Genomic DNA, 25693 nt, shown 5'->3' with positions numbered 1-25693 from the left:
TGCCGATCAGCGAATTTTCAACGCGTCTGGCGTGACTGCTATGGTCGCTTGCTAATGCCCGAAATGGATCGACGCCGCATGCTCAAACTGGCGGGCCTGATGACAGGTGCCGCCGCCCTGGCCCCCACTGCAAAGGTCTCCGCGGCGCCCAGCGGCGCATCGGGACCGTACATCTTCCACGACGAGTTCGACGGGCCGGCCGGCTCTGCGCCCGACCCGTCCAAGTGGAGGGTGTCGAAGGCCCGCGAGACGATCAAGGACCCCACGTATTGGGAGTTACCCGAGCACGTCGGCCAGTACCGCGACGACCGGCAGAACGTCTTCATCGACGGCAATTCCAACCTGGTCATCCGCGCGGCGAAAGACGGCAACACCTACTACGGCGGCAAGATCTTCAGCCCGTGGGAAGGCGATATCGGCCACACCTGGGAAGCTCGCATCAAACTGGACTGCCTGACCGCCGGGTGCTGGCCCGCGTTCTGGTTGTCCAGCGACGCCCAGGGTGAAATCGACATCCTCGAGTGGTACGGCAACGGCAAGTGGCCCGCCGCGACCACCGTGCACGCCAAAGCCAACGGCTCCGAATGGAAAACCCACAACCTCGCCCTCGACAGCGCCTGGCACACCTGGCGAGTCCAGTGGGACGACGCCGGCATGCGGTTCTGGCAGGATTACACCGACGGTGCCCAGCCCTACTTCACTGTTCCGGTGAATTCGCTGGCCGACTGGCCGTTCAACAACCCCGGCTACCGGCTGTTCCCGATCCTGAATCTCGCCGTCGCGGGCTCGGGCGGCGGTGATCCCGGACCGGGCACCTACCCCGCGCAGATGCTCGTAGACTATGTGCGCGTCTGGTAACTAACCCCCGACGTCAGTCCTCCGGCTTCTGCCGCCACTCGTTGATCTTGCGGCCCAACGAATCCGCCGCGGTGGTGGCCGCGCGCCCGACGCCGTCGACCAAGCCGCCTAGGCCGTCGCGGATCCCCTTGATCAGCGGGTCGTCAGACTGGTCGAAGCCATCCTTGTAGTGACGAGCGGCTTCGCCCAGGTCGTCGGCGAATGATGCGTTGTCGTCGTCGGCGCGGCGCGGGTAGTCGCCGGACAGCACGGTGGCGTACCCGCCGGTGTCCACCCACTGGGTCAGGGCGGCGGCGCGCAGCACCGAAAACGGGTGGGTCTGCAGTTCCAGATTCAGCAGTTTGAGCACGCCGTCGCGCATGTCGCCTGAGCGCTCGTACTCCCGGGCCTGGGCCAGGAAGGCCTGCGAATCCAGTTTGTCCAGCCGGCTGCCGCCGGCGAGTTTCATCTCCACCCGGATCGCGGTGTCCAGGTCCTGGCTGCACAGCAACCCGGCGCGATCGCCGGACAACTCCGACTTCCGCTGCCACTCCAGCAGGGCCGCGACGATCGCGCGCAGCGCCCAGCCGCCGACCGGCATGAATCCGAACGACCGTGCCAGCCGCATCAGATGCATCATCATGGTGCGGTAGACGGCGTGCCCGGACAGCGCATGCCCGAGTTCGTGGCCGACCACGAACCGCAACTCGTCGTGTGTCATCAGGTCGTACAGCCCGGAGGTGAGGACGATGAACGGCTGGTCGATGCCGATGGTGTAGGCGTTGGCCTCCGGCGACTGGATGACGAAAAGCTCTGGGGGCTCCGGCGCGTCCAGCACGTCGGCGCACTCCTGCAGCAGCGTGTCCACGTCGGCGAACTGGCGCGGGCCCACCCGCGCGGCACTGGCCAGGTAGAGCAGCCGGTGTTGGCGTTCCCGCAGCATTCCGGACAGCAGCTTCAGGATCTGGTCGAAGCCCTTGAGCCGGCGTAGCGCTGACAACGCGGTCCGGTCCGCGGGGTGCTCCCATGCCCGGGAGCTGATGTCGGGAAAAACCGCGCGCGTCGTGGCCGGCGGGTTGGACATGGCCGCTCCCCTCGCTGGTCGCTCTCAGGATAAGGGGGTAGCCAGGGGTAAAAAGGCAGCAAATACCGGGGTAGACGTGCGTCGGGGTATCGGTTAACCGGCAGTGGATAAACCGGTTACCGTGCGAAAACGCTAGGCGGGTGCGTCGCCGGTCGAGTAGAGGGCGAATGCGCGGTCGCGGGCGTGCACGGCGCCGCCCGCCGCGAGGGCACGTTGCCGGCCGATATGCGCCGGATGCCTGCGCATCGCTTCCTGAAGTTGGCGTTCGCGGCGCTGAGCTGCGGCCCAGCGAGGATGGGACTGCAGGTAAATTACGTTCGCCTCAGAAGAATTCGCCACGATTGTCAACTCCTCTCCGATTTAGCACCGAAAGCCACAACCTGTGGTTCTTAAGCTCTGTTTGCCAGGATGCCCAGCAAAGCTGAGACCTAACCGTGTCCCAAGATGAGAATTTGCCGTGAATTCGTTATCGCATGATGATCCGCCTCCGATAGGCGGTCGGGTCTAGGGAGTTAGCAGGGTGACCGCGCTCCATGGCCTGCGGGGTCCGGGGTGGCGGGGATCCGGTTGCGGAAACAGCGCCGCCGCGCGCATCGGCACTGGTAGGCGACCGAATCGGCGCGCCGCGACCAGCAGTGATTCGGCTTCGACGACGTGCCACCCGAGCCCTTCGAAGTAGGCCAGCCCGTTCTCGGGGGCGAACCGGAACGGCGCATTCTGCAGCAGCCCGGCCATCCTTTTGTTCATCATTCTTTTCAGGCCCGGGCCGGCGAAATCGAGCATCCACCAACCCACTTCGGGTCGCTTGATGGCCGCCGAAAGCGCGGCCACGTCCCGTTGCTCGAGATACATCAACAGCCCCTCGGTCAGCACCAGCGCCTTGGTGGCGCCCGCGAGCGCCTCGTGCAGGAACGCATCGCGGGCGTGGGCATCGGCCAGGTCGACGGCGGCACGGGTCAGCCGGCAGCGCGGCGTCTGGTCGGCGAGCAATTGCGTCTTCTCGGCCAGCAATGGCGGCAGATCGGCTTCGACCCAGGGGAATTCGGCCGGCAGGGGCAACCGGTACGGGCGGGTGTCCAGGCCCGCGGCCAGGTTCAACACCCGGTCGCAGCCGTCGCCGACGGCGCGAAGAATCGCGTCGTCGATGATCTTGGTGCGGGCGACCAGCCACCAGCCGTTCCGGGTGGAGCGGGGAACGTGGGCGACGATGGCCCGGCCCTGTGGGCCTGCGAGCCGCTCGGCGAGCGGATCGTCGAACAACGCATCCGGCCGAGCCGACTCGGTGGCCCGGTGCAAAGCCGTCCACCGGGCGGTATCGGAAACGTGGGTGATGACGTGTTCGCTTCCTGCCATACGTTGGGTTATAGCAGCCGGCGGTGACAACGAGCCCGAGCGTGCGCGGGCGCATTCGCGCCAGTTGCGGGGTCCGGTACGGTTCGCTCATGGCCGACCGAAACCGTCGTTTCCTGCTCCGCGAACGTCCCACCGGGCGCATCGGGCCCAATACCTTCGAACTCGACGAGCAGCCGATACCCGATATCGGCGACGGTGAGGCACTGGTCCGCGTCGACTGGATTTCGCTCGACCCGACCAACCGGGCCTGGATCAACGACCTTCCGTCCTATCTGCCGCCGGTGGGCATCGGCGAGGTGATGCGCGGTGGTGGGATCGGCGAGGTCATCGCATCCAAGAACCCGAAACTTCCGGTGGGCCAGGTCGTGCAGGGCCTGCTCGGCTGGCAGGAGTACGTGGTCGCCTCAGCGTCGACGATGGTGATGCCGGTCGAGGTCGCCGAGGGCGTGTCGCCGAGTGCCTACATGGGTGCGCTCGGTATGACCGGGTTGACCGCGTGGATCGGTATCCGCGACATCGGTAAGCCGAAACCCGGTGAGACGGTGGTGGTCTCGGCCGCCGCCGGTGCGGTGGGTTCGGTGGCCGGACAGCTCGCTAAGGCTGACGGCGCGCGCGTGGTCGGGATTGCCGGCGGCCCCGAGAAGTGCGCACTGCTGACCGAACAACTCGGCTTCGACGCGGCCGTCGACCACAAGGCCCCGGACTGGGCCGCACAGCTGGCCGCGGCGACCCCGGACGGCATCGACGTCGACTTCGAGAACGTCGGCGGCGACATCATGGACGCGATCTTCGCCCGGTTGAATATCAATGCGCGAGTTGCGTTGTGCGGCTTGATTTCTGGCTACAACGACGCAGAGCCGCCGCCGGGGCCGCGGGCCTTCGGCAACCTGCTCGTGCAGCGCGCGACGCTGCAGGGGTTCATCGTGCTGGACCATTTCGGCCGCGCGCAGGAAGCGGCGAGCGAGATCGCCGGGCTGATCTCCGCGGGCAAGCTCACGCCGCTGGAAACGGTGGTGGAGGGTTTCGAGCAGCTGCCGACCGCGATCAACATGCTGTTCGACGGCAAGAACGTCGGCAAGCTGATGGTCAAGATCAACGGTTAGCGGCCGGCTCGGCCAGATACGCGTCGAGGAAATTCCGTAGCGCGGGTTCCAACTCCGAAATGCTCGAGCCGTGCAGCTTGGCGAGCAGGATGAGCCCCTGGTAGTGCGCGAACAGCGCATGGGCCAGTCGATCCGGGTCGACGTCCGCGCGCAGCATTCCCCGTTGCGCGGCGTCGCGGCAGATCGCGGCGAGCCGGCCCTGCAGCTCCGCCAGTCGGTCGGCGAGGTGGCTGCGGACGGCCTCGTCGGTGGTGGACAGTTCGGCGGCGAGGTTGCCGAACGGGCAGCCGACGAATCGTCCGAACTGGGCATGGAGCGCGGCCTGAATCCCGCCGATCGCGGACGGGATGGAGGACAGGGTCTCGGCCGGCGTATCCCCCGGCTGACCGGACAGCCGGGCCGCGAACAGCTGCAGATGCAGATCGATGACGGCCTTCGCCAGATCGGCTTTCGACGGGAAGTAGTGATAGAAGCTGCCTTTTCGAACGTCGGCGGCGGCGCAGAGTTCCTCCACGCCGACGGCGTGGTAGCTGCGCTCGAGGAACAGCCGGGCCGCGTTCGACACGATGCGATCGCGAGCGTCCGAAGTGCGTGGCACTTGGGAATGGTACCGAATAGTTGACTGGTCAGTCAAAGGTCGGTTACTTTGGCGCGGGCCAGCACGTCGAATGGAGATCGCCGCTATGAATTCCCCCGCCCCAGAGGTGTTTCGCACTCCCGATGCACGATTCGAGAACCTCCCCGGATACGACTTCACCCCGCACTACCTCGAGGTCGACGGCCTGCGAATGCACTATCTGGACGAAGGGCCTATGGATGGGTCACCGGTCGTGTGTTTCCACGGCGAGCCGTCGTGGGCCTTTCTCTACCGGAAGATGTTGCCGCCGCTGGTCGCCGCCGGGCGCCGGGTCATCGTTCCCGACTACGCGGGCTTCGGACGGTCCGACAAACCGACCGACCGGCGCTGGTACAGCTTCGACCGGCACAGCGAATTGGTCGCCAAGGTGCTCGGCGCTCTCGAGCTGGAGCAAGCCACCGTCGTCGTCCAGGACTGGGGTGGCCCGATCGGGCTGCGCTGGGCGGTCGAGCACGAGCCACAGGTGGGCGCCTTGATGGTGATGAACACCGGCCTGTTCACCGGTCGGGTGTCCAAGGGTTTCATGGCCTGGCGCAACTTCGCCGAGAAGAATCCGGACCTGCCGGTGGGCTTCGTGATTCAGAGCGCCACCACGACCGAGCTGCCCGACGAGATCGTCGCCGCCTACGACGCGCCGTTCCCCACCCCCGAGTCCAAGGCCGGCGCCGCCCAGTTCCCGTTGCTGGTCCCCATCGAAGAAGACGCGCCGGGCGCCGCCCGGATGCTGGAGATCACCGATCAGCTCTCCCGCTGGAATAAGCCTGCGCTGGTTGCCTTTTCGGACAGCGACCCGGTATTCCCCTACCCGAAGTCCGGCGAGCTGTTCTGTCAGCTGATCCCCACCGCCGGCGAGCAGGTGCGCATCGAAGGGGCGGCGCATTTCCTGCAGGAGGACCGGGGCGAACAACTCGCCGCCGAGCTGCTCAGCCGGCTCAACTAGCGGGCCAGAATTGCCCGGGGTCGCCGCGCCGCTACGGTGATCTCTATGCCCCCGGCCAGCCGCCCGCCCACGGATCAGGTGAAGCGGCGCCCGAAGGACCGCAAGGCCCAGATCGCGCGGGCCGCGGCCGACGCGTTCAGCGAGCTCGGCTACCACGCGGTCAGCATGGAAAACATCGCGGCGCGCGTTGGGATCTCGGCCGCGGCACTGTACCGGCACTCCCAAGGCAAGTACGAACTTTTTCGGGATGCCGTGCTGGCACTCGGTCAAAATCTGGTGGACGCCACGGCATTCGTCGACGGGTTGCCCGCCGACGCGGACCCCGAGCAGACACTGCGGGCACTGATCCGTGCCCTGATCGACATCACGATCGTCAACCGCACCGCCGGTGGGCTGTACCGCTGGGAAGGCCGCTATCTGCACGGCGATGACCAACAAGCGCTGGCGAACCAGATCAAGGTGGCCAACCGGCGCCTGCAGCGGCCGCTGATGGCGATTCGGCCGGAGCTGACCCCACGCCAGCGCTGGACGCTGTCGGCGGCGACCCTGAGCGTGATCGGCAGCATCACCGATCACCGCTCCCGCCTCGCCACCGGCGAGATTCGCGCCACGCTGACCGACATCACCACCGCGCTGCTGTCCGCCGAGCTCCCCACCGGGCCCGTCGGTGCAGTCAAACCGCCACGGCCACAGGCGATCACGAGATCCGCGGGCAGTTACGAGCTGCTGCTGCACGAGTCGATGCGGCTGTTCCACGAGCGCGGCTACCGCGAGACCAGCATGGAGGACATCGCGGCCGCGGTCGGCATCCCGGTGGCCGGCATCTATCAGTACTTCCCGGGTAAGGCGGACATCCTGGGTGTCGCCTATCGGCGGGCCGCGGATCAACAGTCCGGTGACCTGTCCACCGTGCTGGCCCTCAACAGCGATCCCGAGGCGGCGCTGACTGGGCTCATCGACGCCTACGTCGCGCGGTCGCTGGCCTACCCCGAACTGGCCCACGTGTATTTCACCGAGCGGCACAACCTTCCGGAGGCCGATGCGGTGATGCTGTACAACATCCAGCGGTCCACCGTCGAAAGCTGGGCCCGGCTCGCCGTGGCCGCCCGGCCGGAGCTGACGATGGGCCGGGCCCGGTACGCCGTGCACGCGGCGTTCGCCCTTGCCGTGGATATCGGCCGGTTGTCCGGGCCGGATGCGGACCAGGGCGCGTATGCCGTGCTGCGCCGGCTGATGGAGATCACCCTCCTAGGCAGGGCCGTGACGCGCGAGCAGACGTAAAAGTCCGCACACGCACGGCGTGTCGCGGACTTTTACGTCTGCTCGCGCAGGGGTGGTGACCTGCGTGCCCTCGCGGACCAGCCCTTGGGTCGGAGTAGCGTTGGCGCATGTTTCGCATGACCGTGCAGGACGTATTCGTCATCCGCGGCCGCGGTGCGGTGGCCACCGGCCGGGTGGAGTACGGAGAGTTGCGCGTCGGTGATCAGGTACGCATCAACGACGGGCCTTCGGTGCGGGTGGACGCCATCGAGCAATTCCGGAAGAAGGTGGACACCGCGACCACCGGCGACAACATCGGCATCCTGTTGTCCAAACTGAAAAGGGACGACCTGGCCGCCGGCGACGTCATCACCTCGTCGGGTGCCTTCCTGGCCTAGCCGGAGAAGACCTGGGGGGCGGGGCTGGGCGAAGCGGTTGAATTGCCCGACGCGACCTCTATTGTCGTCCCATGGCGACCGGCGGTGTCCCCCATCTGCACAGGGAGCTGTCCAACCGCCAAATACAGTTGATTGCGATCGGCGGTGCGATCGGCACCGGCTTGTTCATGGGGTCGGGACGCACGATCACCCAGGCGGGCCCAGCGGTCGTCGTGGTCTACGCCGTGATCGGATTCTTCATATTCTTCGTGCTGCGCGCGATGGGCGAACTGCTGCTGTCCAACCTCAACTACAAGTCCTTCGTCGACTTCGCCGCCGACCTGTTGGGTCCGGCGGCGGGATTCTTCGTCGGATGGTCCTACTGGTTTGCCTGGGTGGTCACCGGCATCGGTGAGATCGTTGCGATTGTGGGCTATTCGCGGTTCTGGTGGCCCGACATCGCGTTGTGGTTACCGGCGTTGGTCACCGTGCTGCTGGTGGTGCTCATCAATCTGTTCAGCGTCCGCAACTTCGGGGAGATCGAGTTCTGGTTCGCGTTGATCAAGATAATCGCGATCCTCGGACTGATCGTGGTCGGGGTGGTCCTGGTGACCATCGGGTTCGTCTCCCCCGCCGGTGACCTCGCGACGGTCGGGAACCTTTGGACGGGCGGTGGATTCTTCGCGACCGGAGTCATGGGCCTGGTCGGCGGTTTCCAGATCGCCTTCTTCGCCTTCGTGGGGGTGGAACTCGTCGGCACCGCCGCGGCCGAAACAGCCGACCCCCGACGCACTCTTCCCCGGGCGATCAACGCTGTTCCGATGCGCATCGCAATTTTCTATATCGGTGCGCTGCTGGCGATTCTGGCGGTGGTGCCGTGGCGGAAGGTCGCCAGTGGTGAATCGCCCTTTGTGACCATGTTCGCCCTGGCCGGCCTCGGCGCCGCCGCGTCGATCGTGAACTTCGTCGTGATCACGTCGGCGGCTTCATCGGCCAATTCCGGCGTATTCTCTACTGGGCGAATGCTTTTCGGTCTTGCTGACGAAGGCAGCGCCCCAGCGCTATTCAGGCGGCTCAACCGCGGCGGGGTGCCGGGGACCGCAGTGCTGTTGACCGCCCCACTGCTGCTGGTCGCGATCCCGCTGCTCTACTTCGGCGGCTCGGTGATGGATGTCTTCACCGTCGTCACCACCGTCGCCTCGCTGCTGTTCATGTTCATCTGGACGATGATCGTGATCAGTTACCTCGTCTATCGTCGGCGGCATGCCGGGCGGCACACCGAATCGATCTACAAGATGCCCGGCGGCGTCGCGATGTGCTGGGCGATATTGGCGTTCTTCGGCTTCGTGATCTGGACGCTGTCCACCGAGCCGGACACAGCAGTCGGGATGATGTGGTTCCCGGCGTGGTTTGTGCTGTTGGCTGCGGGCTGGTTGATCGTTCGGCGCAGACCCGGCCGCGCCGAGCGGTACCGGATGTTCCAGGACGAGATGAATCGCCCGGCTGGACAGGTATGAGGCGCCAGGGTTGGGATCGGTAGCCGTGCGGCGGATGTGTAGTTGGCGCAACGACGACGCCAACGAGGCGGCGCCCCACGAGAGGAAGGCAACACCATGAACATCGTCCCCGCCGGCATCGAACAGCAGATCAACCGTGTCGACCGGCAGCGCAGCCTCTGGATCGGCATCAGCCTGGCCGTCCTGGCCGCCGCGTCCTTCTTCCGGCTGCTCTGGATGGTCTACATCGCCATGACGTTCGGCTGGTTCGCCGGGTCGATGGCTTTCAGCCTGGTGTTCACCGCCGTGGTCGGAATCGCCGCGGCCATCGGCGCGACCGGATTCCTGACTCGCTACTACAAGGGCGCCGATTCAGACCGGCTCTGATCGATCGCTGGGATGGTTCCGGACCCTCGGGTTCGGAACCATTTCCCGTTTGAGAGCCGGCCTCAGCGGTTGACGATCCGGCTCAGCGTGCTGTCGAACAGTGCGTCGAAGGCTTGTTGGTGGCCGGTGCTGGCCGCGCCGGTCAGGATCAATCCCGAGGTGCGCGCGTAGGAGTAGTAGTCGGTACGCGTTTCGTCGGACGGGTCGGTGCCGATTGTGGTGGTGACCGAATAGCGGAACCGTTGCGGCCCGCCGCCGGCGCGCGTGTCCTCGAGGATACGAACGGTGTAGCTGCCCGCGGCGGCACTGCTGAACTGCAGGCACCGTGAAACCTGACCGGTGAATGCGTCGAACCCCGCGGAGTCGAACTCCCGGCCGATCATCAGTCGAATGTCCCTGCGGGCGGCGACCTCCGGCGGATCGGCGCGGTCATGTCCGAAGACCTCGGCCGCATCGAAGGCGCCGGTGGATGCCACGCCGAGCACCGAGAAGCACTCCACCGGGTTGATGCCCAGGCCCTCGTCGTCGACGTGATACCTGAAGTAACCGAACGTATCCGAGAGTTGCTTGATTTCGCTGACCGTCCAGGAGGCCGGGAAGTCCTGCTCCTTGGGCAGCAGATCGGCCAGCTGCCGATCGTTGAGTGCGGCGAGGTTCGGGGCCAGTGCGCCCTGGCTCGAATTATCTTGATGGCGTTCGGATTTGAGCACGGCCGGGACCGAAACCAGCACCGCCGCCGCCGCGATGACGCACAGCGCGCCGGTGACCAACCAGGGAGTTCGCGAATTCACAACGCACGCAACCTTTGCAGCGTGCGTGCCGCGATCTGCTTCGCCCGGCCGAGTTCGTCGCCTTCCAGGTAGATCGTGCACTCCAGCAGCACGCCACGCACGGCGTAGTACTCGACGTGGTAAGTCGACGCCGGGTCACGCCCGGCGATCGGCTTGAATGTGCGGGTCACCGCGACCGCTGCGTCGGCGCCCTCGGCCGAACGCGCCTCTACCGACGTGGTCACCTCGCGCCGGTTCTTGACCTCGCCGTCCAGAAAGTGATTGGTGACTTGGTATGAGCCGCAACGGTCCAGCCAGTCCGAGTACTGTGCGATCTGCCCCGGACCGTCCTCGACGACCCAGATCGCGAAGCGGGCGTTGGGGCCGTGCTCATGCGACTCCCCGGTAGCTGCGGCATCGGCCGGCGGAGCGTCCTGGACGAACAATTGGGCGTACCGGTCCACGTGCACGAAGGCAGCCAGCGCGGAACCGCCGTGGTCGAGGACGGCGGGGATATCCCTGCAGGTGTCCGGGGCATACAGCGCGGCGACCGGACCCTGGCTTTGCGGACCCGACGCTTTGGAGACGGTCCTGGATACGGGCGCCGTCTCGGGGCGCTCCAGCCGTCCGGTCAACGAATAACCCCAGTCCTGCGGGAAATCGGTACTCACCGGCAGCGCGGTCGCCAGCACCCAGTTGGTGCGCGTGGCCAGGCTGCCGGTGGTCGGGCGGGGCGCGGTCACCAGCACGCCGGCCGCGCACACACCGAGGACGACAAGCGCGGCGCCGCCCACCAGGCGCGGCCAGAGTCCGCGGTGCGCCGCGGCGCGGGTGGGGGCGACGGCTGCCATCCGCTCTCCTCCCCGCGGGCCGGCCAACGCGGCACCGCATCGCCACCGGGGTTTGCCGGGCGTAACACTATCGCGGCGCGGCCGCGGAAAAGCCGATCGACACAGCGGTTACGCTCGCCAAGTGCCGATGATCGATCTGACGTACGTGCGCGGATCGATTCGTGATGACGCGTTACGGACGCTGGCCGACGAACTGGTCACGGCGCTGCTGCGCGCCGAACGCGCGCCGGACACCCCGTTCCTGCGGGACAACACCGTGGTCTATCTGCACCCGACCGACCCTGAGGCGCAGTTGGTCGGCGGGCGGCATCCCGGCGAACCCCGGTTCCGGGTTGATGTGACGGCGTTCGACGCGGCGTTGTCGACGGCGGGTAAGGAGCAGCTGGCCGCCGATGTACATGCAGCGGTCTGCGCGGCGGCGGACATCGACCCGGTGGGTCCGCGCGCATACCACGTGTGGACATTGATCCACGAGGTGCCGGAAGGTAATTGGGCGGGTGCCGGCAGCGTCGTATACCGCCGCGATGTGCAGGATCTGACGGATGAGTCTTGAAGGGGGTACCGGGTTGTCGGTGCAGGATCGGGTGGCGGCGGTTACCGGTGGCGCGTCGGGAATCGGCGAGGCCATCTGTCATGAGCTCGGCCGCCGCGGTCACCGGGTCGCGGTGCTCGATATCGACGGCGGCGCCGCCCGGCGGGTCGCCGCGGAGCTGGGTGAAAACGGTATCACCGCAACGGGTATCGAGGTCGACGTACGGGACCGGCCCGGCGTCGAGGCGGCGTTCGGTGCGGTACGAGCCGAGCTGGGTTCCGTCGCCGTCCTGGTGACCAGTGCGGGCAAGGCGGCGTTTGCGCCCTTCGCCGACATCACCGTCGAGTCGTGGGCCGAGATCATCGACATCAACCTGACGGGGACCTTTCACTGCTGTCAGGTCGCACTGCCGGACATGGTCGCCGCGGGGTGGGGCAGGATCGTGATGGTGTCCTCGTCGAGCGCGCAGCGGGGCTCGGCGAATATGGCCCACTACGCCGCCGCCAAGGGTGCGGTCATCACCCTGACGAAATCGCTCGCCAGCGAGTATGCGCCGCACGGGATCACGGTCAACAACGTCCCACCGTCCAGTATCGACACGCCGATGTCGCGGCAGTGGCAGGCCGAGGGCCGACTCGGTGCGCCCGATCAATTGGCGAAGCGAATTCCAGTGGGTCGCATGGGCTCGGCCGATGACATCGCGGCTGCGGTCGGCTTCCTGTGCTCGCCGGAGGCGAGTTTCATCACCGGCCAGGTGCTCGGGGTCAATGGAGGCGCGGTGATGTGATGCGGACCCGCTGCGCCCCCTAGTGGCGTAGCGTCCCCGTCATGGCCGATGAGATCAGCTACGTCGACGCCAACGGGCTGCGCTTCGCCTATCTCGAGGAGGGTTCCGGGCCGCTGGTGCTGATGCTGCACGGGTTTCCGGATACCGCTCATTCGTGGGATCACCTGCGACCGCGGATCGCCGCGAAGGGGTACCACGCGGTCAGTCCGTTCATGCGTGGATACCACCCGAGTGCGATTCCGGACCGCGATCCCGACCAGGAGACGCTGGCCCGCGACCCGTTGGCGTTGATCGACGCGCTGGGTGCCACGGAGGCCATCCTGATCGGGCATGACTGGGGAGCCTCGGCCGCCTACGGTGCCGCGGGTTTGCGCCCTGACCGGGTGCGGAAGCTGCTCGTGATCGGCATCCCCCACCCCGCCGCGCTCAAGCCGACGCTGAGAAAGATCTGGGGCGTGCGACATTTCGCCGCCTACAAGTTGCCCGGCGCGCCAAAGCGATTCGCGCGCAATGATTTTGCCGCATTGCCGGAGATCTACCGTCGATGGTCGCCCACCTGGACGCCCGAGCCCGGCGAGTTCGACGCGGTGCGCGCCAGCTTCGCGAACCCGGCCAGCCTGAACGCGGCGTTCGGGTATTACCGCAAACTGTCCCCGGTGCCGTCCGCGTCGCTGAAGGCGCGGATCACGGTGCCCACGGTGGTTTTCGCCGGTCTCGATGACCCGATCGCCGAACCGGCCGACTATCGGTTCGCCGCCCGGGTATTCGACGGCGAATACACCGTCGAAGAAGTACCGGGCGGCCACTTCATGCACCGGGAACACCCCGCGGTGTTCGCCGAACGGCTGCTGAACTACTTGTGAGCTACGCGCTGACCAGGTCCGGGTGATATTTCGCGGCCATCCGCCGCAACCCGTCCTGCCAGTCCACCGTGCTGCCGCCACCGATGAGTTCGTGCAACCGGGTGACGTCGACGGGATTGCCGCGCAACGCCTGGGCGCTCTCGCTGAACACCGGCTCGCGGCCGACCAGCGTGCCCAGATAGCCACACCACTCCTGGATGCTGACGATCTGGTTGCCGGCCCAGTTCACGGTGGTCGCCGGAACCGACGCGGCCGCAAGCAGTTTCGGGATGGTGGCGATGATGTCGTCCTGGTGGATCGGGTTGTAGCGGGCCGGTTCCCCGGGCGGTACCGGAATCGGGATGCCGCCGAGCATCATCTCCATGTGGTAGAACGGCCAGCCGCCGTTGTCCCCGTAGGGCACGTTCAACCGCGCGATGATGGTGGGTAATCCCAACACCCGCGCGGTCGACCGGGCCACCGCCTCGCCGGCGATCTTGGAGATCGAGTAGGTGGGAAACAACGGTTTGTGGTTGTCCCCGAGCGCAGCGCTTTCGGCGCGCAGCGCGTCGTCCGGCGGGTCGTAGACCGCCGCCGACGAGCAGTGCAGGAAAGCCTTCGCATCCCGGCAATGCGCCATCAGCAACCCGACCGATTCGGCGTTGGCGGCCAGATCCCTGTCCCACTTGCCGCTTTTCGCCACCGCCAGATTCAGTACGTAGTCGAAGTCGGCGGGCAGGCCGGTGAAGTCGCCGGCGGCCAGGTTGACCGCCGCGCAGCGCACCCCGGACTGCTCGAGGGTGCTGCGGGTCGCGGAGTCGGTGAACCGGGCAACGCCCCACACTTCGTTGTCGGCCGCCAGGGCCAGGGCAACCGGGGCGGCGACCTGGCCGGTCACGCCCGTGATCAGGATCTTGGAGTCGCGCATGCGCTGATCGTAGGCGGAACACGATCGCTTGCTAGTTTTGCGCATTCTGCTCATCGCCGCGTGGTAGTGTCCCGGCATGCCCGGTCGCATCGACATGCGGCTCGCCAGCCGGGTGCTGTTGTTGCAGCTGGTGCTGGTCACGCTGACGCTGATCGTCGCGTTCGTGCTGTTTGCCGAGTTCAACCGGCACCGGCTGGACCTGCAATACGGTGTGCACGCCATGGACATCGCCCGCGTCGTGGCCTCATCCCCCACCGTGCTGAACAACATCGCCCGGTATGACGACGCTGCGATCACTCCCGATCCCGCCACGGTGTCGCAGCTGGCGGCCGGCCCGCTGCAGACCGTCGCCTCCCGCGTCGAGCAGCGCACCCACGTGCTGTTCGTGGTCATCACCAACACCCAAGGGGTACGCCTGGCCCACCCCCATCGCGACGAACTGGGCCGCAAGGTGAGCACCGATCCCGCGCAGGCGTTGGCCGGGCACGAGCAAGTGCTTCATCAATCCGGCACCCTGGGCCGGTCGATCGTCGCGAAAGTGCCTGTGCTGGAACCTGGTACGAACCGGGTGCTGGGCATGGTCAGCGTCGGCATCTCCACCAAGGAGTTCGACGAACAGTTCTCCAAGAACCTGCGGGTGCTGGCCCCGCTGGGCGGCGCGGCCCTGCTGATCGGTGTGGTCGGCTCGGTGGCACTGGCGCGGCGGTGGCGCGGCATGACCCTGGGGTTGCGGCCGGCCGAGATGGCCGAGCTGGTTCGCACCCAGGCGGCGGTGCTGCACGGGATCGGCGAGGGTGTGCTGGCCGCCGACGAGACCGGCAGCATCACCTTCGTCAACGACGAGGCGTGCCGGTTGCTCGAAATCGGTAGCCGGCTGGGTCGCCGGATCGACGAGATCGGTTTGACACCAAGGGTTCTCGATGTGTTCCACGCCGCTGACGCCGCGCCGACGCTGGCCACCGTGGGCCATCGGATCGTGGTGGTGTCGGCGCGCAAGGTGCAGCGGGAGGGCCGCGAGCTGGGCACCGTGCTGGTGGTACGCGACCGCACCGATGTCGAGTCGCTGACCCGGCAACTCGACGCGGTACAAGTGATGAGCACCGCGTTGCGCGCCCAGCGCCACGAGTTCGCCAACCGGCTGCACCTGCTCAACGGGCTGTTGCACACCGGGCACCTCGAGGAGGGCCTGACGTACCTGGAGGAATTGCTCGGTGCCGGTCCGCTGGGTGTGACGGTGCCCGGCCTCGACGCCATCCGCGATACCCACCTGCAGGCATTCCTGGCGGCGAAGGCCGCTGCGGCCCGCGAGGCTGGCGTCACGCTGAAGGTCGGCGAGAACACCTGGGTGTCGGGTCGGCTCGAACTTCCGGTGGACGTCACCACGGTGGTGGGCAACTTGATCGACAACGCGATCGATGCGGCCCGGATCGGCGGCAACGGCACAAAGGCGGTGGAAGTAGAGCTGCTGCAACAGGATTCGACCCTGCACGTCACCGTCGCCGATAGCGGCGACGGGGTGCCGGCTGACTTCGTGGACCTGTTGTTCACCGAAGGCACCTCCACGAAGCCGGACTCCGGAATCCCGGGCGGCCGCGGCATCGGGCTGGCGTTGTCCCGCCAGATCAGCCGCGCACTCGGCGGCGAGCTCTGGTTGTCGAGTCCGGGCGACCCGACCGCATCGCGCGGGCTGACCGGTGCCGAGTTCATCGCCCGGCTTCCGGGTGTGATGGCCGAGGAGGAGCAATGGGCAGCGCAGACCTGACCGTGCTGGTGGTCGATGACGATTTCCGCGTCGCCAACATGCACGCGGGAATCGTCGAAGCCATGCCGGGGTTCACGGTGGTCGCCACCGCGAACACGCTCGCGGCGGCGCGGGACGCCGAGCCGGTGGACCTCGCGTTGGTCGACGTCTACCTGCCGGACGGCTCCGGTGTCGACTTCGTGCGTGAACTGCGCGGCGACAGCATGGTGCTGACCGCGGCCACCGAGGCCGACACGATCCGCGCCGCGCTGGCAGCCGGGGCACTCAGCTATCTGGTGAAGCCGTTCGCGACCACCGAGCTGGCCGCCCGGCTGGCGGGGTACTCGCGCTACCGCAAGATCCTGTCCAGCCCCAACCTCAGCGCCGCCGACGTGGACTCCGCGCTGGATGCACTACGCCCCAAAGTCGCTCCGGCGCAGTCCGCGCCCCCCGTGGCGTCCCCCACCAAGAAGCTCGTCCTACAGGCATTGCAAGCCGCGCCGGCACCGATGTCGGCGGCGCAGGTCGCCGGCGCGATCGGCATCTCCAGGGCGACCGCGCAGCGCTACCTGGCCGCGCTGGCGACCACCGGCGAACTCACGGTTGGGTTGCGGTACGGGACCACGGGACGGCCCGAACAGGAATTCGCCGCGGCGCCCGAGCCGGCCGTGCGCCCTACGCGCTGACCCGCGGACCCGGCCCGCCGTGGTTAGGCCGCCGACCAACGAGCCGACATCGGCAGCGCACTGAACACCACCGCGCGTGCCGCCGATTCGTCGACGTCAATGTATGTTTGCGCGATCTCGATGAATGCCGTACCCGCGCGCATCAGTTCCTGCTGGGCCGCCGCGTGCAGTCGCAGCAGCGAGGCCGCTTCGTTCTGGAAGGCGGTCGAAGCCAGTGCGGACACCTCGTCCGCCCCTGCCGGGGGCAGGCCGGTCACGGACAGCGACGCGCGGTCACCGGCTTCGAGAGCGGCGCCGCCGAGGTGCACTACCTGCGCGCCGAGGTCGGCGACGACGGGGTGAAAAGTCATGGGTTCCATGTGTGTACTCCCTCGTTTTCGCGAGTTGTCCGGCGGCGGCCGATCATTGACGCCGTGCTTCGCGTGATGCGTTGAGAATCAACGTATGGCGCAGTCCGGGACCCGTCGCGCTTCTATGCGATAGTCGGAGTAAGCGACGATTTCGTAGTTTTGCGCATTGTGCTCATGCGAGGGAAAAGGTGCATCTGGCACGCGCAACAGACCTTAGAATTGATGTGTTGTCCAGCGCCGGTCGGAACGGAGGTTCCGGCAGAAGGTGCGGTCACATACAAGGAGCAAGACGCAGATGGCAATGGACTCCATGTCCCACAACCCAGCGGCGGGCGACATCGGCTCGCAGCTGGTCGACATCGGTAGCCAGGGCATCAGCGCCGGCTCGACGGCGGCGATGTCGGTGTTGAGCGGGCTTGTCCCGGCTGGTGGCGAAGAGGTCTCTGCCCAGGCAGTGCTGGCGTTCGCGCAAGAGGCCGCGACCATGCTGGCGTCGAACACGGCCGCCCAAGAGGAGCTGATGCGCACCGGGAGTGCGTTGACCGACATTGCCCGGATGTACGGCGAATCCGATGACAACGCCGCCGGCGCCCTGTTGTTCAGTGCGAACCCGATGTCCCGGCTTGGCTCGGCGTCGGCGTCGGCGTCCAGCGGTGGCGCCGGACTCGGTGCGGCCGCATTACAGAGCGAACTCGCCGCGGCGGCAAGCAATCCTCTGGTCGCCGGAGCCGCCGAAGCGTCGACATCCTCGGTCACCTCCGCCGCCGCGAACGCCGGGTCGGCGGCGACGAGCGGCGCGGCCCCGCTGGGCAGCGGGATGGGAGCCGGTTCGTCGGCCGGCGGTGCCTCGAAACCGAGTCTGGCGTCGGCCACCGCGCCCGATGAGTCGGACGACAGTTCGCGCGAAGATCGCCAGGATCGCGAGGACCTGCAGGACCGCCAATACCTCGGGCGTCTGCTCTGATCGACCCTCGGGTGTCCGCCCCAGATCGCGGCCCGCGCGGGCGCGGTCTCCTACGCTAACGCTGACACTCGATCGTGAAGGAGCGGTTCTGTGACCGATGAGCCCGACATGGCCTCGATCCTGCGGCAGATGAAGGTCCCCGAGCGGATGACCGGCAGCAAGGCGCTGCGCGACTTCCTGCAGATCTATGTCGACGACCAGGAAGCGATCCAGAACAACCCCGAACGACTCAAGCAGCTCAACGGGTTGCTCATCCTGTCCCAGCTCGAGGTCATCAACGCGCTCGGGGTGCTGGAGGAGGCCGCCGTGCAGCGGCACGCGCAGCGGTCCCGCAGGCGCCGGTGGTTCTGAACGGTCGTGCGCTGGATCGTCGACGGCATGAACGTGATCGGCAGCCGCCCGGACGGCTGGTGGAAGGACCGCCGGCGCGCGATGGCGACGCTGGTGGAACGTCTTGACGCGTGGGCGGCTTCCGGCGGTGAGGCGGAGCGGGTCACGGTGGTGTTCGAGCGGCCACTCGCGACTCCCCTGCGCTCATCGGTGATCCAGGTGGCGTATGCGCCGCGGGCGGCCGCCAACTCTGCCGATGACGAGATCGTCCGGATGGTGCGGGACGACCCCGCGCCGGGCGAAATCCGGGTGGTGACCTCGGATCGGGTGTTGACCGAGCGGGTCCGCAGCCTCGGCGCCGCCGTGCACCGCGCCGAAGGCTTTCGCGACCTCGTCGATCCACGCAACCCCAAACCCGGAGGCCGGCATGGCGATTGACCGGCCCCCGACCCCCGGGACCAACCGGCTCTGCGCGCTGGCGCGGGTCGAAATCCCGATCATCCAGGCACCGATGACCTATATCGCCGGCGCCCAACTCGCCGCGGCGGTATCCAATGCGGGTGCGTTGGGCATCATCGAGACCACGTCCGAGCAGGGCCGCGCCGACGTGCAACGGGTGCACGAGCTCACCGACCGGCCGGTCGGGGCGAACATCGCGCTGCTGTTCAACCGGGACCCGGCCGTGGTGGACCTGTTGGTAGCCAACGACATTCGTTTCGTCACCACTTCGGCCGGCGACCCGAGACTGTTCACCGCGCGGCTGCACGACGCCGGCATCACCGTGTTCCACGTGGTGGGCACCCTCTCCGCCGCCAGGAAGGCCGTCGACGCCGGCGTGGACGGCCTGGTGGTCGAAGGTGTTGAAGGGGGCGGGTTCAAAAACCGGTTCGGGGCCTCGACCATGGTGCTGCTGCCGTTGGTGGCGGCTCATGTCGACGTGCCGATTGTCGCGGCGGGCGGTATCTGCGACGCCCGGTCCATGGCCGCCGCGTTCGTGCTCGGTGCGGACGGCGTCCAGATGGGTACTCGCCTGTTGGCATCCGCGGACTCCCCCGTGCACGGCAACCTCAAGCAGGCGGTGGTGCGGGCGGACGAGACGTCCACCGTGCTGCTGCCCCTGGACGGCCGGCGGATGATGCGGGTCATCCGCACCCGTGCTGCCGAAAAGCTGGATGCCTCAGCCTCTTTCGAAGAGGGCGGTGCCGCTTTGCAGCGGGTGCAGCGGCTGTACTTCGATGGTGACATGGATGCCAGCGTCGCCAACACCGGTCAGGTGGCCGGCCGCATCGAGGACCTGCCGCCGGCCGCCGACATCATCGCGCGCATGTGGGCCGGTTGCCGGCAAATACTGGCTGCCACCGCCGAGCGGTTGGCCGGCGGCGACGGGTAGGCCCTGCATCACTGCGGCGGCATCGCCGGTGGTGGGTATCCGCCCCGCAGGATCCACGGGAACCAACTGATGGCGTACTCGACCTCGTCCGTTGCGTCGTAGTCGGGGCTGGGGTCGAGCGGAACGTTCTCCGGCATGGCCACCACGGCGGGCGGCTTCGTGGTGCTCGGCGGCGCTGGGGCGGCGCCGTCCGGCTGTCCGTAGACGGCCACCACCACCGTGCGGTCCGGGCTGTTCTCCGACCACACCCCGACCTGGCTGTTGTCGCAGTTCGACATGATCGCGAAATACGCGGGCTGGTAATACCACTGGTTGAGGATTTCGACGCCGCTGATGGCCACGGCGGGATTGATTGCCACCGTTTCGGCCACCCGGCCGCGGAAACCGGCGGCCGCCGCCCGGTCTTGCGGCATGGATCCGTCGGACCCGTTGTCGCCGCCGAGGTCGCGGTGGCTCAGCAGGTCGGCGGCGTGCCATTGGGCGGCCAGTTGCAGCGGCGGGCTGATCCTGACGTCGTTGGTGCAGCCGGCCTGGTGCTGCACGGTGTAGATGTTGGCCACAACGCTGTCGTTGAGCCGTTTGTTGTCGGCGTGTGCAGCGGGTAATCCCATCACTGCGCCCACGGTCAGCGTGGTGGGTAGGCCAAACAGCAAGCATCGCATGGTATCTCCCTAGCTGGCCGCTGACTTGCGCAGCTGCCAGATCAATGCCGGGCAGAGTTCGTTGACCGCCTGACTGAGCAGATACGAGGCCTGATACTCATCCGCGGTCGCGAAGTCGGACTCGATGTCACCGAGGACTTGGGCATACCTGCGGCCCTGAGCTACCTTGTCACACAGGGCATGTCCGTAACTCAACGCTGCGTCGGCACTGGCGAAGTTGTACCCGGGTCGCACGGTCACATTGACCAGATAGGCGACCGTATCGGCGTGCGCGCCGGGCGCTGCTGCCCCGAAAAGCAGTGCGCCGGCCACAATCCCGGCGCCTATGGGCTTTCCGGTTCGGTGGCGTCGGCGTGGCATCGGTACGGCTCAAATCGGGTCGAATTGTGAGATGAGCCAGCGTCCGTCGATGCGGTCCAGGGTGACCCGCACGTTGGATGCGGTGCTGGTCGGAGGGTCCTGGCCGACCACGATGGTCTGGTTGACGAACAACAGCACAACGGCGTGACTCGCCGAAGTTGAAACCGCCCCGGCGGCCGGCACGGTGGCAACCGCCGAGATCTGCTTCTGCTGTGCGCCCGGGATCACCACGTCGTGGGTCAACTGGGTGTAGGCGTTGAGGAACGCCCCGGTCAACCGGCCCCGCGCGGCCTCGAGATCCCGCTGGACGGTGTCGGGCCGGTACGACAGCAGGGCGATGGTCGCCTGCGTGGCGGCCTGAACCGACTCGACGCGGGCAACTGCGGCGTCGCGCTCGGAGCCGTCCCGCCACTTCAGCGCGGCCGTGGCGCCCGTCAGGGACAGGGCCAGGACGGGCAGCAGCGCGTAGCCGATCACCTTCGGCCAGCGAATGCCGTTTGGTCGCATAGCTTTTAGCGCGCCGGCAATCATGCCACGAACCCGACGTTGGCGACCTTGACCCCGGCGCCGCTCCGTTGGACCGTGATCCGCATTCGCCACACTCGCGGAACCGGTTCTGGTGTACCGGCATTGGAGGTCTGCACGGAGACGACGACGAGCGCCTGCGCGGTATCCGCGGTCTGCGATTCCAGCGCCGCCTCCGTGATGGTGCCGACCGTGCTGGCCTTGGCTTCCCGCAGTACTTCGATGAACGGCTGTGACCGCTTGGCGAAGTCGTTGTGGAACTCTCCGGTCGCGCCGTCCAGTATCCGGCGTACATCGGCGTCGGCGTGTCGCCAGTCGATGGTCGTCAGATTCAGCGCGGCCTGCCGCGCAACCTGCAGGAACTGAGTGCGCTGAGACAGCTCCTGCTGGTTCTGGTCGACGCGAAAGCCGAACCAGCACAACAGTGTCGCCAACGCGGTTACGGCGGCCAGCCCGAACGCGATGGCCCGACGGGGTTGTTTTGCTGCCGTCCCGGGTGCGGGGATGTCCGCAGCAAGGTCCGATTCGACTTCGGATTCGGCCTCGACATCGGTTTCGGTTTCGGTTTCGGTTTCGGTTTCGGTTGACACCGACACAGGTCCTCCCTCAGCTGCCCGGCGGCAGCAGCATCGTCTGCCATGTCTTGTCTTTCGGCGCTGTCTGCGCCAGGTCAGATTGGGTGTAGCGCCGCCCGTCGGGCCCGATGAAGGTGCCGGTGGCCGGGTCGTACTCGGCTGCCGGGATGGGCGGTGCGGGCGGCAACTGGGGGATGTCTTGCCCGGACAGGGTCGCATTCGGGTCGCCCTTCCAGTTGAACCCGTCGTTGAGGGGCACGTACGGTTCATCGCTCTCGCACAGTTTCACGGTCGGCGCGCGTTTACCCGGCACCGTTTCGCAGGGGATGTTCCGGGCGCCGCGCACGTTGAGCGGCGAGTCCTGCGGCACCCGGCAATACAGGTCGCCGGCCGGGCGCGCCGGGTAGTCCTCGAAGGTAGGGACGCGTTGTTGTTGCGGGGGAAGGAATCCCGTCGTGCACGGCGGCGGCAGATTGAGATTGAGGTTGAAACTCAGGTACTGGCCCCGGTATGCCTGCTTGGTGTTCAGGTTGGCCAAGATCCCGGCCTGCTCGGCGCTGATCGCCATCGGGAATACCACCAACAGCTGCTCGATGTCATTCTGGTAAGTCAGCGCGACCTGTCCGACGCTGACCAGGTTGGCCAGCAGGATCGGCAGGGTGGGCTGCAGGCGCTCAGTCAGCTCACGCACCTCCCCCAGTGCCGGGCCGCCCCGATCGATGACGGCCGCCACGGCCGGGTCGTGCGTCTGCAGTTCGGCGGTGACCGTGGCCAGATGTGCCGCCCATGAGGCGATCTCGTCGGAGCTGCGTGTCTGGGAATCGAGCACCGCTGGCGCGCGGTCGATCAGCGCCACCAAGGGGTCAAGGTTTTGGCGCGCATCGATCGCCAGTTTCGACGAGCCCAGCACCAGCCGGGATAGCTCCGGTCCGAGCCCGGCCACCGCGGTGTAGGACTCGTCGACGACGGTTTTCAGGTTCTCGCGCGGGATCGCCGCGAGGGCCGTATTCGCCGCGCTGAGTAGGGCGTTGATGTCGGGCGGCACCGAGGTGTCGGCCAGCGTGATCACGTCACCGTCCCGCAATGGCCGTGATGTGGCGTTGCGGGGCAACAGGTCTAGATACGATTCGCCGATCGCGGTATGGCTGTGGACCTCGGCCCGCAGGTCGGATGGGATGTCGATGCCCGACTTGAGGGACAGCACCGCGATGACTCCGGTGCGGGTGCCTGCGCCGGCGTCGATGTCGGCCAGCCGCACCGATTCCACCCGGCCCACCTCGAAGCCGCGGTAGGTGACGTTCCCGGTGCCGTACAGGCCGCCGGCTTCGGCCAGCTGCACCGTCACTGTGTAGCGCCCGACCCCGAACAGCATCGCCGGCAGCTTGACGAAGTGCAGGAAGGTCACCGCAAGCACGCCGACCGCGATCACGGTGAACACGGTCAGCTGAATGAAGACCCGGCGCGGTAGATGCAGCATCTAGGGCCCCTGATCCCAGTGGTAGGCAGTGGTCAGCGGGTTCCCCGAAGTACCACGGTATCCGGCGGTGCAGGGACTGGGGAACTGGCCGATGGTGCGCCCCCACTGCAGTTCGAGCTGAGTCAGGTGACACTCCCACCGTGTTCCGGTGAACAGGCCCTGGTCGATTCGGCTCAGCGTGAGGTCGACGATGGCGGTGAGGTTGGCATAGTCGCCGCGCTGGAAGTTCTCGAATGTCTCGTTGGGGAAGGGAAAGGTGCCCAACAGCGACAGCGACCGGGTGAGGCTGGGCCCGGCGTTGGCCAGCGACTCGAGCACCGGCCCGATCTCGGTCAGCTCTTTGACCAGGTTCGCTTTGGTCCTGGTGACCGAGTCGACCGTCAGGGCCGCGAATTTGCTGAGTTTGTCGGCGGCCTCGACCAGTTTGTCCCGCTCCCCGTCGAGCGCCGTGAGCGCGTCGGGGATGGTTGCCAGCGCCCGGTCCAGCACCGGTTGTTGTGCGGCGAACTTGCCGACGAGGCGATTGAGGCTGTCGGTGGCGGCGATGATGTCACCGGACTGGTCGTTGAGGTAGGCGGCGAACTTGTCCAGCTCGCCGATCAAACTGCGCAGATCGTGTTCGCGCCCGCGGAACGCGGTGCTCAATGCTTCGGTGATGTCCTGCAACTGGCCCAGCCCGCCGCCGTTGAGCACCAGTGACAGCGCGGCCAGCGTCTGTTCGGTGCTCGGGTAGGCGCCCCCGCGCGCCAGCGCAATGACCGATCCGTCGCGCAACCTGCCCTGCGCCGCTTCACCTTTCGGTGCGCCCAGCTCGATGTGGTAGGAGCCGAGCAGGCTGGTGGTGCCGATCTTGGCGGTGGCGTTGGCCGGCAGATCCACGTCGCCGTTGAGCCGCATGGTGACCAGGGCGTGCCAGCCCTGCCGCTCGATCTTGGTCACGTGGCCGACCGTCACGTCGGCGACCCGGACCCGCGAGTTGGCCTGAATGTTGTTGACGTCCGGCATCTGTGCCTGGATCAGAAAGGAGCCCGGGCCGTTGCCTTCGGTACCGGGCAGAGGCAGCGAGTTCAGCCCCCGCCAGCCGCAGCCGGACGCCGCCGTCACGATCATCACCAGGCTCACCAGCAGGCGGCAGATGTTCATGAGCCCGCTCCCGGGGGAATCATCAGGCCACGCAGGCCTGCCCCGGGGTCCACCGGTGTGTTCGTGGCCGGCGGAACGAAGTCCGGCCGCATCCAATTTTCGCTGTAGGTGACTTCGTTGGGTCGGGCCTGTGCCCCGACGAAGAGGTTCTCACCGATCGGCGGGAAGTTGTACTGACGGTTCTTCACGATCGGCGCCATGTACTGCACGCAGAGCTTCGCCGCTTCCTCGCCGCCCAGCCGCGAGGCGGCTTGAATCGCGCCGCACAAGAAGGCGATTGGGTTGGCCATGTTGGCGCCGGCCAGCGCTCCGGTCAGTGAGCCGTTGGCCGGTTCGAAGATGTTGTTGAAGTTCTGCAGTACCGTCGGGCTGATGTGCAGGGTCTGCTTGAGGTCGTCGAGGCTGGACACCAGCACCCTGGTGATGGACGTGAGTTTGTCCGATGCCGTGCCGATCGCCTCGCGGTTGTCCGCCGTGAAGCTCTGCACGTCGTCGACCACGGCATTGAGGTCCTCGGCCGCCTGCGCGACTTTGGTGGGGTCGTCGGCCAGCACCGAGGAGACCGCGGCCAGGTTGTGGTTGAGCTGTTCGAGCAGATCGGCGCTGTCGTGCAGGGCGCCCACCAGAGTCGACAGGTTCCGCACGGTGGTGAAGATGTCGTTGCTGTGGTCGGCGAGCGCCGAAACCGCTTGAGAGAGTTTGACGATGGTGTCGCGGATGGTGGTGCCCTGGCCGCGCAGGTTGTCGGCGGCGGTGTTGATCAGGGCACCCAGGGTGCTGACGCCGCCCGGCTGGGTGGGCTTGAGCAGTTCGGTGAGTCGCTGCAGTTGGGTGCGGAGGTCGTCCCACTCCACCGGAACCACCGTGCGTTCCTGCGGAATCACCGCCCCGTCGGCCAGGGTGGGCCCACCGGAATACGGCGGGGTCAACTGGATGGCGCGGCCGGTGACGAGTTGCGGCGACAGAATCGCCGCGTTGGCGTTGGCCGGAACCTTGTGCTTGCGATCGAACCAGAACGTGATCTTGGACCGCAGCGGTTGCGGCTCGATCTTGGTGATCTTGCCGACCGGCACCCCACGGATGCGGACATCATCACCGGCGAAGACACCGTTGCTGTTCTCGAAGTAGGCGATCACGACGGTTCGGGCGGTCTCGTCGGCACTGCGCATTGCGACGATCACCCCGGTCACCAGCACCAGGGTCAGGATGGTCGCCAGCAGGGACCGACGCCGCCTGAGTTGCCTTGTCACGGTTGACCTCCCGGCGTCAGCGAGGCCGGCGGCCCGGGTGGTGGGGCACCGGGGGG

31 protein-coding genes are annotated in these 25693 nt (G+C 67.1%); 16 read left to right on the top strand and 15 right to left on the bottom strand.

The annotated features are described in order from the left end of the window. Positions 1-54: 54 nt before the first annotated feature. Positions 55-858: a glycoside hydrolase family 16 protein gene (locus A9X01_RS10230; RefSeq protein WP_065120648.1), complete on the top strand. Its 804-nt coding sequence runs from the start codon at positions 55-57 to the stop codon at positions 856-858. A gap of 13 nt (positions 859-871) precedes the next feature. Here the strand turns inward: A9X01_RS10230 and A9X01_RS10225 are convergent, their stop codons facing one another. The 3 genes from A9X01_RS10225 to A9X01_RS10220 form a co-directional block, all read right to left on the bottom strand. After that, the gene (locus tag A9X01_RS10225) at positions 872-1921 is read right to left on the bottom strand and encodes a M48 family metallopeptidase (RefSeq protein WP_065120647.1); all 1050 of its coding nucleotides are present in this window, start codon (positions 1919-1921) and stop codon (positions 872-874) included. Positions 1922-2053: 132 nt separating this feature from the next. Next, on the bottom strand, positions 2054-2260 hold the full coding sequence (locus tag A9X01_RS28985; RefSeq protein ID WP_081282303.1) for a hypothetical protein: 207 nt from the start codon (positions 2258-2260) through the stop codon (positions 2054-2056). A 165-nt stretch (positions 2261-2425) separates the two neighbouring features. Beyond that, on the bottom strand, positions 2426-3274 hold the full coding sequence (locus A9X01_RS10220) for a class I SAM-dependent methyltransferase (RefSeq protein ID WP_065120646.1): 849 nt from the start codon (positions 3272-3274) through the stop codon (positions 2426-2428). 89 nt (positions 3275-3363) lie between these two features. Here A9X01_RS10220 and A9X01_RS10215 point away from each other — a divergent pair, with 89 nt between their 5' ends. After that, positions 3364-4377 (top strand): NADP-dependent oxidoreductase, encoded by a 1014-nt coding sequence (locus A9X01_RS10215; protein WP_065120645.1) that lies wholly within the window; start codon positions 3364-3366, stop codon positions 4375-4377. Here A9X01_RS10215 and A9X01_RS10210 read toward each other — a convergent pair. Then, positions 4367-4975: a TetR/AcrR family transcriptional regulator gene (locus tag A9X01_RS10210; protein WP_065120644.1), complete on the bottom strand. Its 609-nt coding sequence runs from the start codon at positions 4973-4975 to the stop codon at positions 4367-4369. The genes A9X01_RS10215 and A9X01_RS10210 overlap by 11 nt on opposite strands. 85 nt (positions 4976-5060) lie before the next feature. On the opposite strand from A9X01_RS10210, the gene A9X01_RS10205 reads away from it, so the two are divergent. The 5 genes from A9X01_RS10205 (at position 5061) to A9X01_RS10185 (ending at position 9474) form a co-directional block, all read left to right on the top strand. After that, complete coding sequence (locus A9X01_RS10205; protein ID WP_065120671.1) at positions 5061-5954, top strand: haloalkane dehalogenase; 894 nt, start codon at positions 5061-5063, stop codon at positions 5952-5954. Between the two features lie 45 nt (positions 5955-5999). Next, complete coding sequence (locus tag A9X01_RS10200) at positions 6000-7235, top strand: TetR/AcrR family transcriptional regulator (RefSeq protein WP_065120643.1); 1236 nt, start codon at positions 6000-6002, stop codon at positions 7233-7235. A gap of 107 nt (positions 7236-7342) precedes the next feature. Continuing rightward, a complete protein-coding gene (locus A9X01_RS10195) occupies positions 7343-7612 on the top strand; it encodes an EF-Tu/IF-2/RF-3 family GTPase (protein WP_065120642.1) in 270 nt (89 codons plus the stop codon). Between the two features lie 71 nt (positions 7613-7683). Then, positions 7684-9108: an amino acid permease gene (locus A9X01_RS10190; protein ID WP_065120641.1), complete on the top strand. Its 1425-nt coding sequence runs from the start codon at positions 7684-7686 to the stop codon at positions 9106-9108. Between the two features lie 96 nt (positions 9109-9204). Continuing rightward, positions 9205-9474: a hypothetical protein gene (locus A9X01_RS10185; RefSeq protein WP_065120640.1), complete on the top strand. Its 270-nt coding sequence runs from the start codon at positions 9205-9207 to the stop codon at positions 9472-9474. A gap of 62 nt (positions 9475-9536) precedes the next feature. Here A9X01_RS10185 and A9X01_RS10180 read toward each other — a convergent pair whose 3' ends face one another. Both A9X01_RS10180 and A9X01_RS10175 read right to left on the bottom strand, forming a co-directional pair. Next, the gene (locus A9X01_RS10180; protein ID WP_436405256.1) at positions 9537-10205 is read right to left on the bottom strand and encodes a hypothetical protein; all 669 of its coding nucleotides are present in this window, start codon (positions 10203-10205) and stop codon (positions 9537-9539) included. Between the two features lie 56 nt (positions 10206-10261). Continuing rightward, positions 10262-11095: a hypothetical protein gene (locus tag A9X01_RS10175; RefSeq protein ID WP_065120638.1), complete on the bottom strand. Its 834-nt coding sequence runs from the start codon at positions 11093-11095 to the stop codon at positions 10262-10264. A 121-nt stretch (positions 11096-11216) separates the two neighbouring features. Between A9X01_RS10175 and A9X01_RS10170 the strand changes: the two genes are divergently transcribed. The 3 genes from A9X01_RS10170 to A9X01_RS10160 are packed head-to-tail and all read left to right on the top strand — an operon-like array spanning position 11217 to position 13277. Then, positions 11217-11648 carry a tautomerase family protein gene (locus tag A9X01_RS10170; protein ID WP_065120637.1) on the top strand — a complete coding sequence of 144 codons (432 nt, stop codon included), beginning with the start codon at positions 11217-11219 and terminating at the stop codon, positions 11646-11648. After that, positions 11638-12414 (top strand): SDR family NAD(P)-dependent oxidoreductase, encoded by a 777-nt coding sequence (locus A9X01_RS10165; RefSeq protein ID WP_065120636.1) that lies wholly within the window; start codon positions 11638-11640, stop codon positions 12412-12414. The genes A9X01_RS10170 and A9X01_RS10165 overlap by 11 nt, the downstream gene beginning before the upstream one ends. A 41-nt stretch (positions 12415-12455) precedes the next feature. Then, a complete protein-coding gene (locus A9X01_RS10160) occupies positions 12456-13277 on the top strand; it encodes an alpha/beta fold hydrolase (RefSeq protein WP_065120635.1) in 822 nt (273 codons plus the stop codon). A 1-nt stretch (position 13278) separates the two neighbouring features. Here A9X01_RS10160 and A9X01_RS10155 read toward each other — a convergent pair whose 3' ends face one another. Then, complete coding sequence (locus tag A9X01_RS10155; protein WP_065120634.1) at positions 13279-14184, bottom strand: NAD-dependent epimerase/dehydratase family protein; 906 nt, start codon at positions 14182-14184, stop codon at positions 13279-13281. Between the two features lie 76 nt (positions 14185-14260). Between A9X01_RS10155 and A9X01_RS10150 the strand changes: the two genes are divergently transcribed. Together A9X01_RS10150 and A9X01_RS10145 are read left to right on the top strand one after the other, a co-directional pair. After that, positions 14261-15946: a sensor histidine kinase gene (locus A9X01_RS10150; protein ID WP_253849044.1), complete on the top strand. Its 1686-nt coding sequence runs from the start codon at positions 14261-14263 to the stop codon at positions 15944-15946. Beyond that, complete coding sequence (locus A9X01_RS10145) at positions 15928-16611, top strand: response regulator (protein WP_065120633.1); 684 nt, start codon at positions 15928-15930, stop codon at positions 16609-16611. The genes A9X01_RS10150 and A9X01_RS10145 overlap by 19 nt, the downstream gene beginning before the upstream one ends. 23 nt (positions 16612-16634) lie before the next feature. Here the strand turns inward: A9X01_RS10145 and A9X01_RS10140 are convergent, their stop codons facing one another. After that, complete coding sequence (locus A9X01_RS10140; protein ID WP_065120632.1) at positions 16635-16970, bottom strand: PE domain-containing protein; 336 nt, start codon at positions 16968-16970, stop codon at positions 16635-16637. Between the two features lie 286 nt (positions 16971-17256). Here A9X01_RS10140 and A9X01_RS10135 point away from each other — a divergent pair, with 286 nt between their 5' ends. The 4 genes from A9X01_RS10135 to A9X01_RS10120 all read left to right on the top strand — a co-directional run bounded on the left by A9X01_RS10135 (position 17257) and on the right by A9X01_RS10120 (position 19645). Then, complete coding sequence (locus tag A9X01_RS10135; protein WP_301336929.1) at positions 17257-17925, top strand: PE family protein; 669 nt, start codon at positions 17257-17259, stop codon at positions 17923-17925. A gap of 90 nt (positions 17926-18015) precedes the next feature. Beyond that, complete coding sequence (locus tag A9X01_RS10130; protein ID WP_065120630.1) at positions 18016-18276, top strand: hypothetical protein; 261 nt, start codon at positions 18016-18018, stop codon at positions 18274-18276. A gap of 6 nt (positions 18277-18282) precedes the next feature. Further along, the gene (locus tag A9X01_RS10125) at positions 18283-18693 is read left to right on the top strand and encodes an NYN domain-containing protein (protein WP_065120629.1); all 411 of its coding nucleotides are present in this window, start codon (positions 18283-18285) and stop codon (positions 18691-18693) included. Beyond that, the gene (locus tag A9X01_RS10120) at positions 18683-19645 is read left to right on the top strand and encodes an NAD(P)H-dependent flavin oxidoreductase (protein WP_065120628.1); all 963 of its coding nucleotides are present in this window, start codon (positions 18683-18685) and stop codon (positions 19643-19645) included. Before A9X01_RS10125 ends, A9X01_RS10120 begins: the two co-directional genes overlap by 11 nt. An 8-nt stretch (positions 19646-19653) precedes the next feature. Here the strand turns inward: A9X01_RS10120 and A9X01_RS10115 are convergent, their stop codons facing one another. The 7 genes from A9X01_RS10115 to A9X01_RS10085 are packed head-to-tail and all read right to left on the bottom strand — an operon-like array spanning position 19654 to position 25637. Then, complete coding sequence (locus A9X01_RS10115; RefSeq protein ID WP_065120627.1) at positions 19654-20307, bottom strand: CAP domain-containing protein; 654 nt, start codon at positions 20305-20307, stop codon at positions 19654-19656. Positions 20308-20316: 9 nt separating this feature from the next. Further along, a complete protein-coding gene (locus A9X01_RS10110) occupies positions 20317-20667 on the bottom strand; it encodes a DUF732 domain-containing protein (RefSeq protein WP_065120626.1) in 351 nt (116 codons plus the stop codon). A 9-nt stretch (positions 20668-20676) separates the two neighbouring features. After that, complete coding sequence (locus tag A9X01_RS10105) at positions 20677-21159, bottom strand: hypothetical protein (protein ID WP_081282302.1); 483 nt, start codon at positions 21157-21159, stop codon at positions 20677-20679. A 35-nt stretch (positions 21160-21194) separates the two neighbouring features. Further along, on the bottom strand, positions 21195-21788 hold the full coding sequence (locus A9X01_RS10100; protein ID WP_436405254.1) for an Rv1363c family protein: 594 nt from the start codon (positions 21786-21788) through the stop codon (positions 21195-21197). Between the two features lie 10 nt (positions 21789-21798). Next, entirely contained in the window at positions 21799-23244 is a 1446-nt protein-coding gene (locus tag A9X01_RS10095) for an MCE family protein (RefSeq protein ID WP_065120624.1), read from the bottom strand. After that, positions 23245-24387 carry a virulence factor Mce family protein gene (locus tag A9X01_RS10090; RefSeq protein WP_065120623.1) on the bottom strand — a complete coding sequence of 381 codons (1143 nt, stop codon included), beginning with the start codon at positions 24385-24387 and terminating at the stop codon, positions 23245-23247. Continuing rightward, the gene (locus A9X01_RS10085) at positions 24384-25637 is read right to left on the bottom strand and encodes a virulence factor Mce family protein (protein ID WP_065120622.1); all 1254 of its coding nucleotides are present in this window, start codon (positions 25635-25637) and stop codon (positions 24384-24386) included. Before A9X01_RS10085 ends, A9X01_RS10090 begins: the two co-directional genes overlap by 4 nt. Positions 25638-25693 lie beyond the last annotated feature (56 nt).

The sequence above is a fragment of the Mycobacterium asiaticum genome (genome assembly GCF_001668675.1).
Lineage (GTDB): Bacteria > Actinomycetota > Actinomycetes > Mycobacteriales > Mycobacteriaceae > Mycobacterium > Mycobacterium asiaticum_D.
The sequence above is the reverse complement of the archived record's forward strand: the minus strand, read 5'-3'. Positions and strand labels throughout refer to the sequence as shown.

Bases quoted from the DNA above. Each gene is read 5' to 3' on its own strand.
- A9X01_RS10095 (WP_065120624.1), bottom strand. From the start codon at position 23,244: ATGCTGCATCTACCGCGCCGGGTCTTCATTCAGCTGACCGTGTTCACC.
- A9X01_RS10215 (WP_065120645.1), top strand. From the start codon at position 3,364: ATGGCCGACCGAAACCGTCGTTTCCTGCTCCGCGAACGTCCCACCGGG.
- A9X01_RS10205 (WP_065120671.1), top strand. From the start codon at position 5,061: ATGAATTCCCCCGCCCCAGAGGTGTTTCGCACTCCCGATGCACGATTC.
- A9X01_RS10110 (WP_065120626.1), bottom strand. From the start codon at position 20,667: ATGCCACGCCGACGCCACCGAACCGGAAAGCCCATAGGCGCCGGGATT.
- A9X01_RS10090 (WP_065120623.1), bottom strand. From the start codon at position 24,387: ATGAACATCTGCCGCCTGCTGGTGAGCCTGGTGATGATCGTGACGGCG.
- A9X01_RS10195 (WP_065120642.1), top strand. From the start codon at position 7,343: ATGTTTCGCATGACCGTGCAGGACGTATTCGTCATCCGCGGCCGCGGT.
- A9X01_RS10140 (WP_065120632.1), bottom strand. From the start codon at position 16,970: ATGGAACCCATGACTTTTCACCCCGTCGTCGCCGACCTCGGCGCGCAG.
- A9X01_RS10155 (WP_065120634.1), bottom strand. From the start codon at position 14,184: ATGCGCGACTCCAAGATCCTGATCACGGGCGTGACCGGCCAGGTCGCC.
- A9X01_RS10230 (WP_065120648.1), top strand. From the start codon at position 55: ATGCCCGAAATGGATCGACGCCGCATGCTCAAACTGGCGGGCCTGATG.
- A9X01_RS10190 (WP_065120641.1), top strand. From the start codon at position 7,684: ATGGCGACCGGCGGTGTCCCCCATCTGCACAGGGAGCTGTCCAACCGC.
- A9X01_RS10165 (WP_065120636.1), top strand. From the start codon at position 11,638: ATGAGTCTTGAAGGGGGTACCGGGTTGTCGGTGCAGGATCGGGTGGCG.
- A9X01_RS10160 (WP_065120635.1), top strand. From the start codon at position 12,456: ATGGCCGATGAGATCAGCTACGTCGACGCCAACGGGCTGCGCTTCGCC.
- A9X01_RS10185 (WP_065120640.1), top strand. From the start codon at position 9,205: ATGAACATCGTCCCCGCCGGCATCGAACAGCAGATCAACCGTGTCGAC.
- A9X01_RS10200 (WP_065120643.1), top strand. From the start codon at position 6,000: ATGCCCCCGGCCAGCCGCCCGCCCACGGATCAGGTGAAGCGGCGCCCG.
- A9X01_RS10135 (WP_301336929.1), top strand. From the start codon at position 17,257: ATGGCAATGGACTCCATGTCCCACAACCCAGCGGCGGGCGACATCGGC.
- A9X01_RS10150 (WP_253849044.1), top strand. From the start codon at position 14,261: ATGCCCGGTCGCATCGACATGCGGCTCGCCAGCCGGGTGCTGTTGTTG.
- A9X01_RS10220 (WP_065120646.1), bottom strand. From the start codon at position 3,274: ATGGCAGGAAGCGAACACGTCATCACCCACGTTTCCGATACCGCCCGG.
- A9X01_RS10145 (WP_065120633.1), top strand. From the start codon at position 15,928: ATGGGCAGCGCAGACCTGACCGTGCTGGTGGTCGATGACGATTTCCGC.
- A9X01_RS10175 (WP_065120638.1), bottom strand. From the start codon at position 11,095: ATGGCAGCCGTCGCCCCCACCCGCGCCGCGGCGCACCGCGGACTCTGG.
- A9X01_RS10115 (WP_065120627.1), bottom strand. From the start codon at position 20,307: ATGCGATGCTTGCTGTTTGGCCTACCCACCACGCTGACCGTGGGCGCA.
- A9X01_RS10120 (WP_065120628.1), top strand. From the start codon at position 18,683: ATGGCGATTGACCGGCCCCCGACCCCCGGGACCAACCGGCTCTGCGCG.
- A9X01_RS10225 (WP_065120647.1), bottom strand. From the start codon at position 1,921: ATGTCCAACCCGCCGGCCACGACGCGCGCGGTTTTTCCCGACATCAGC.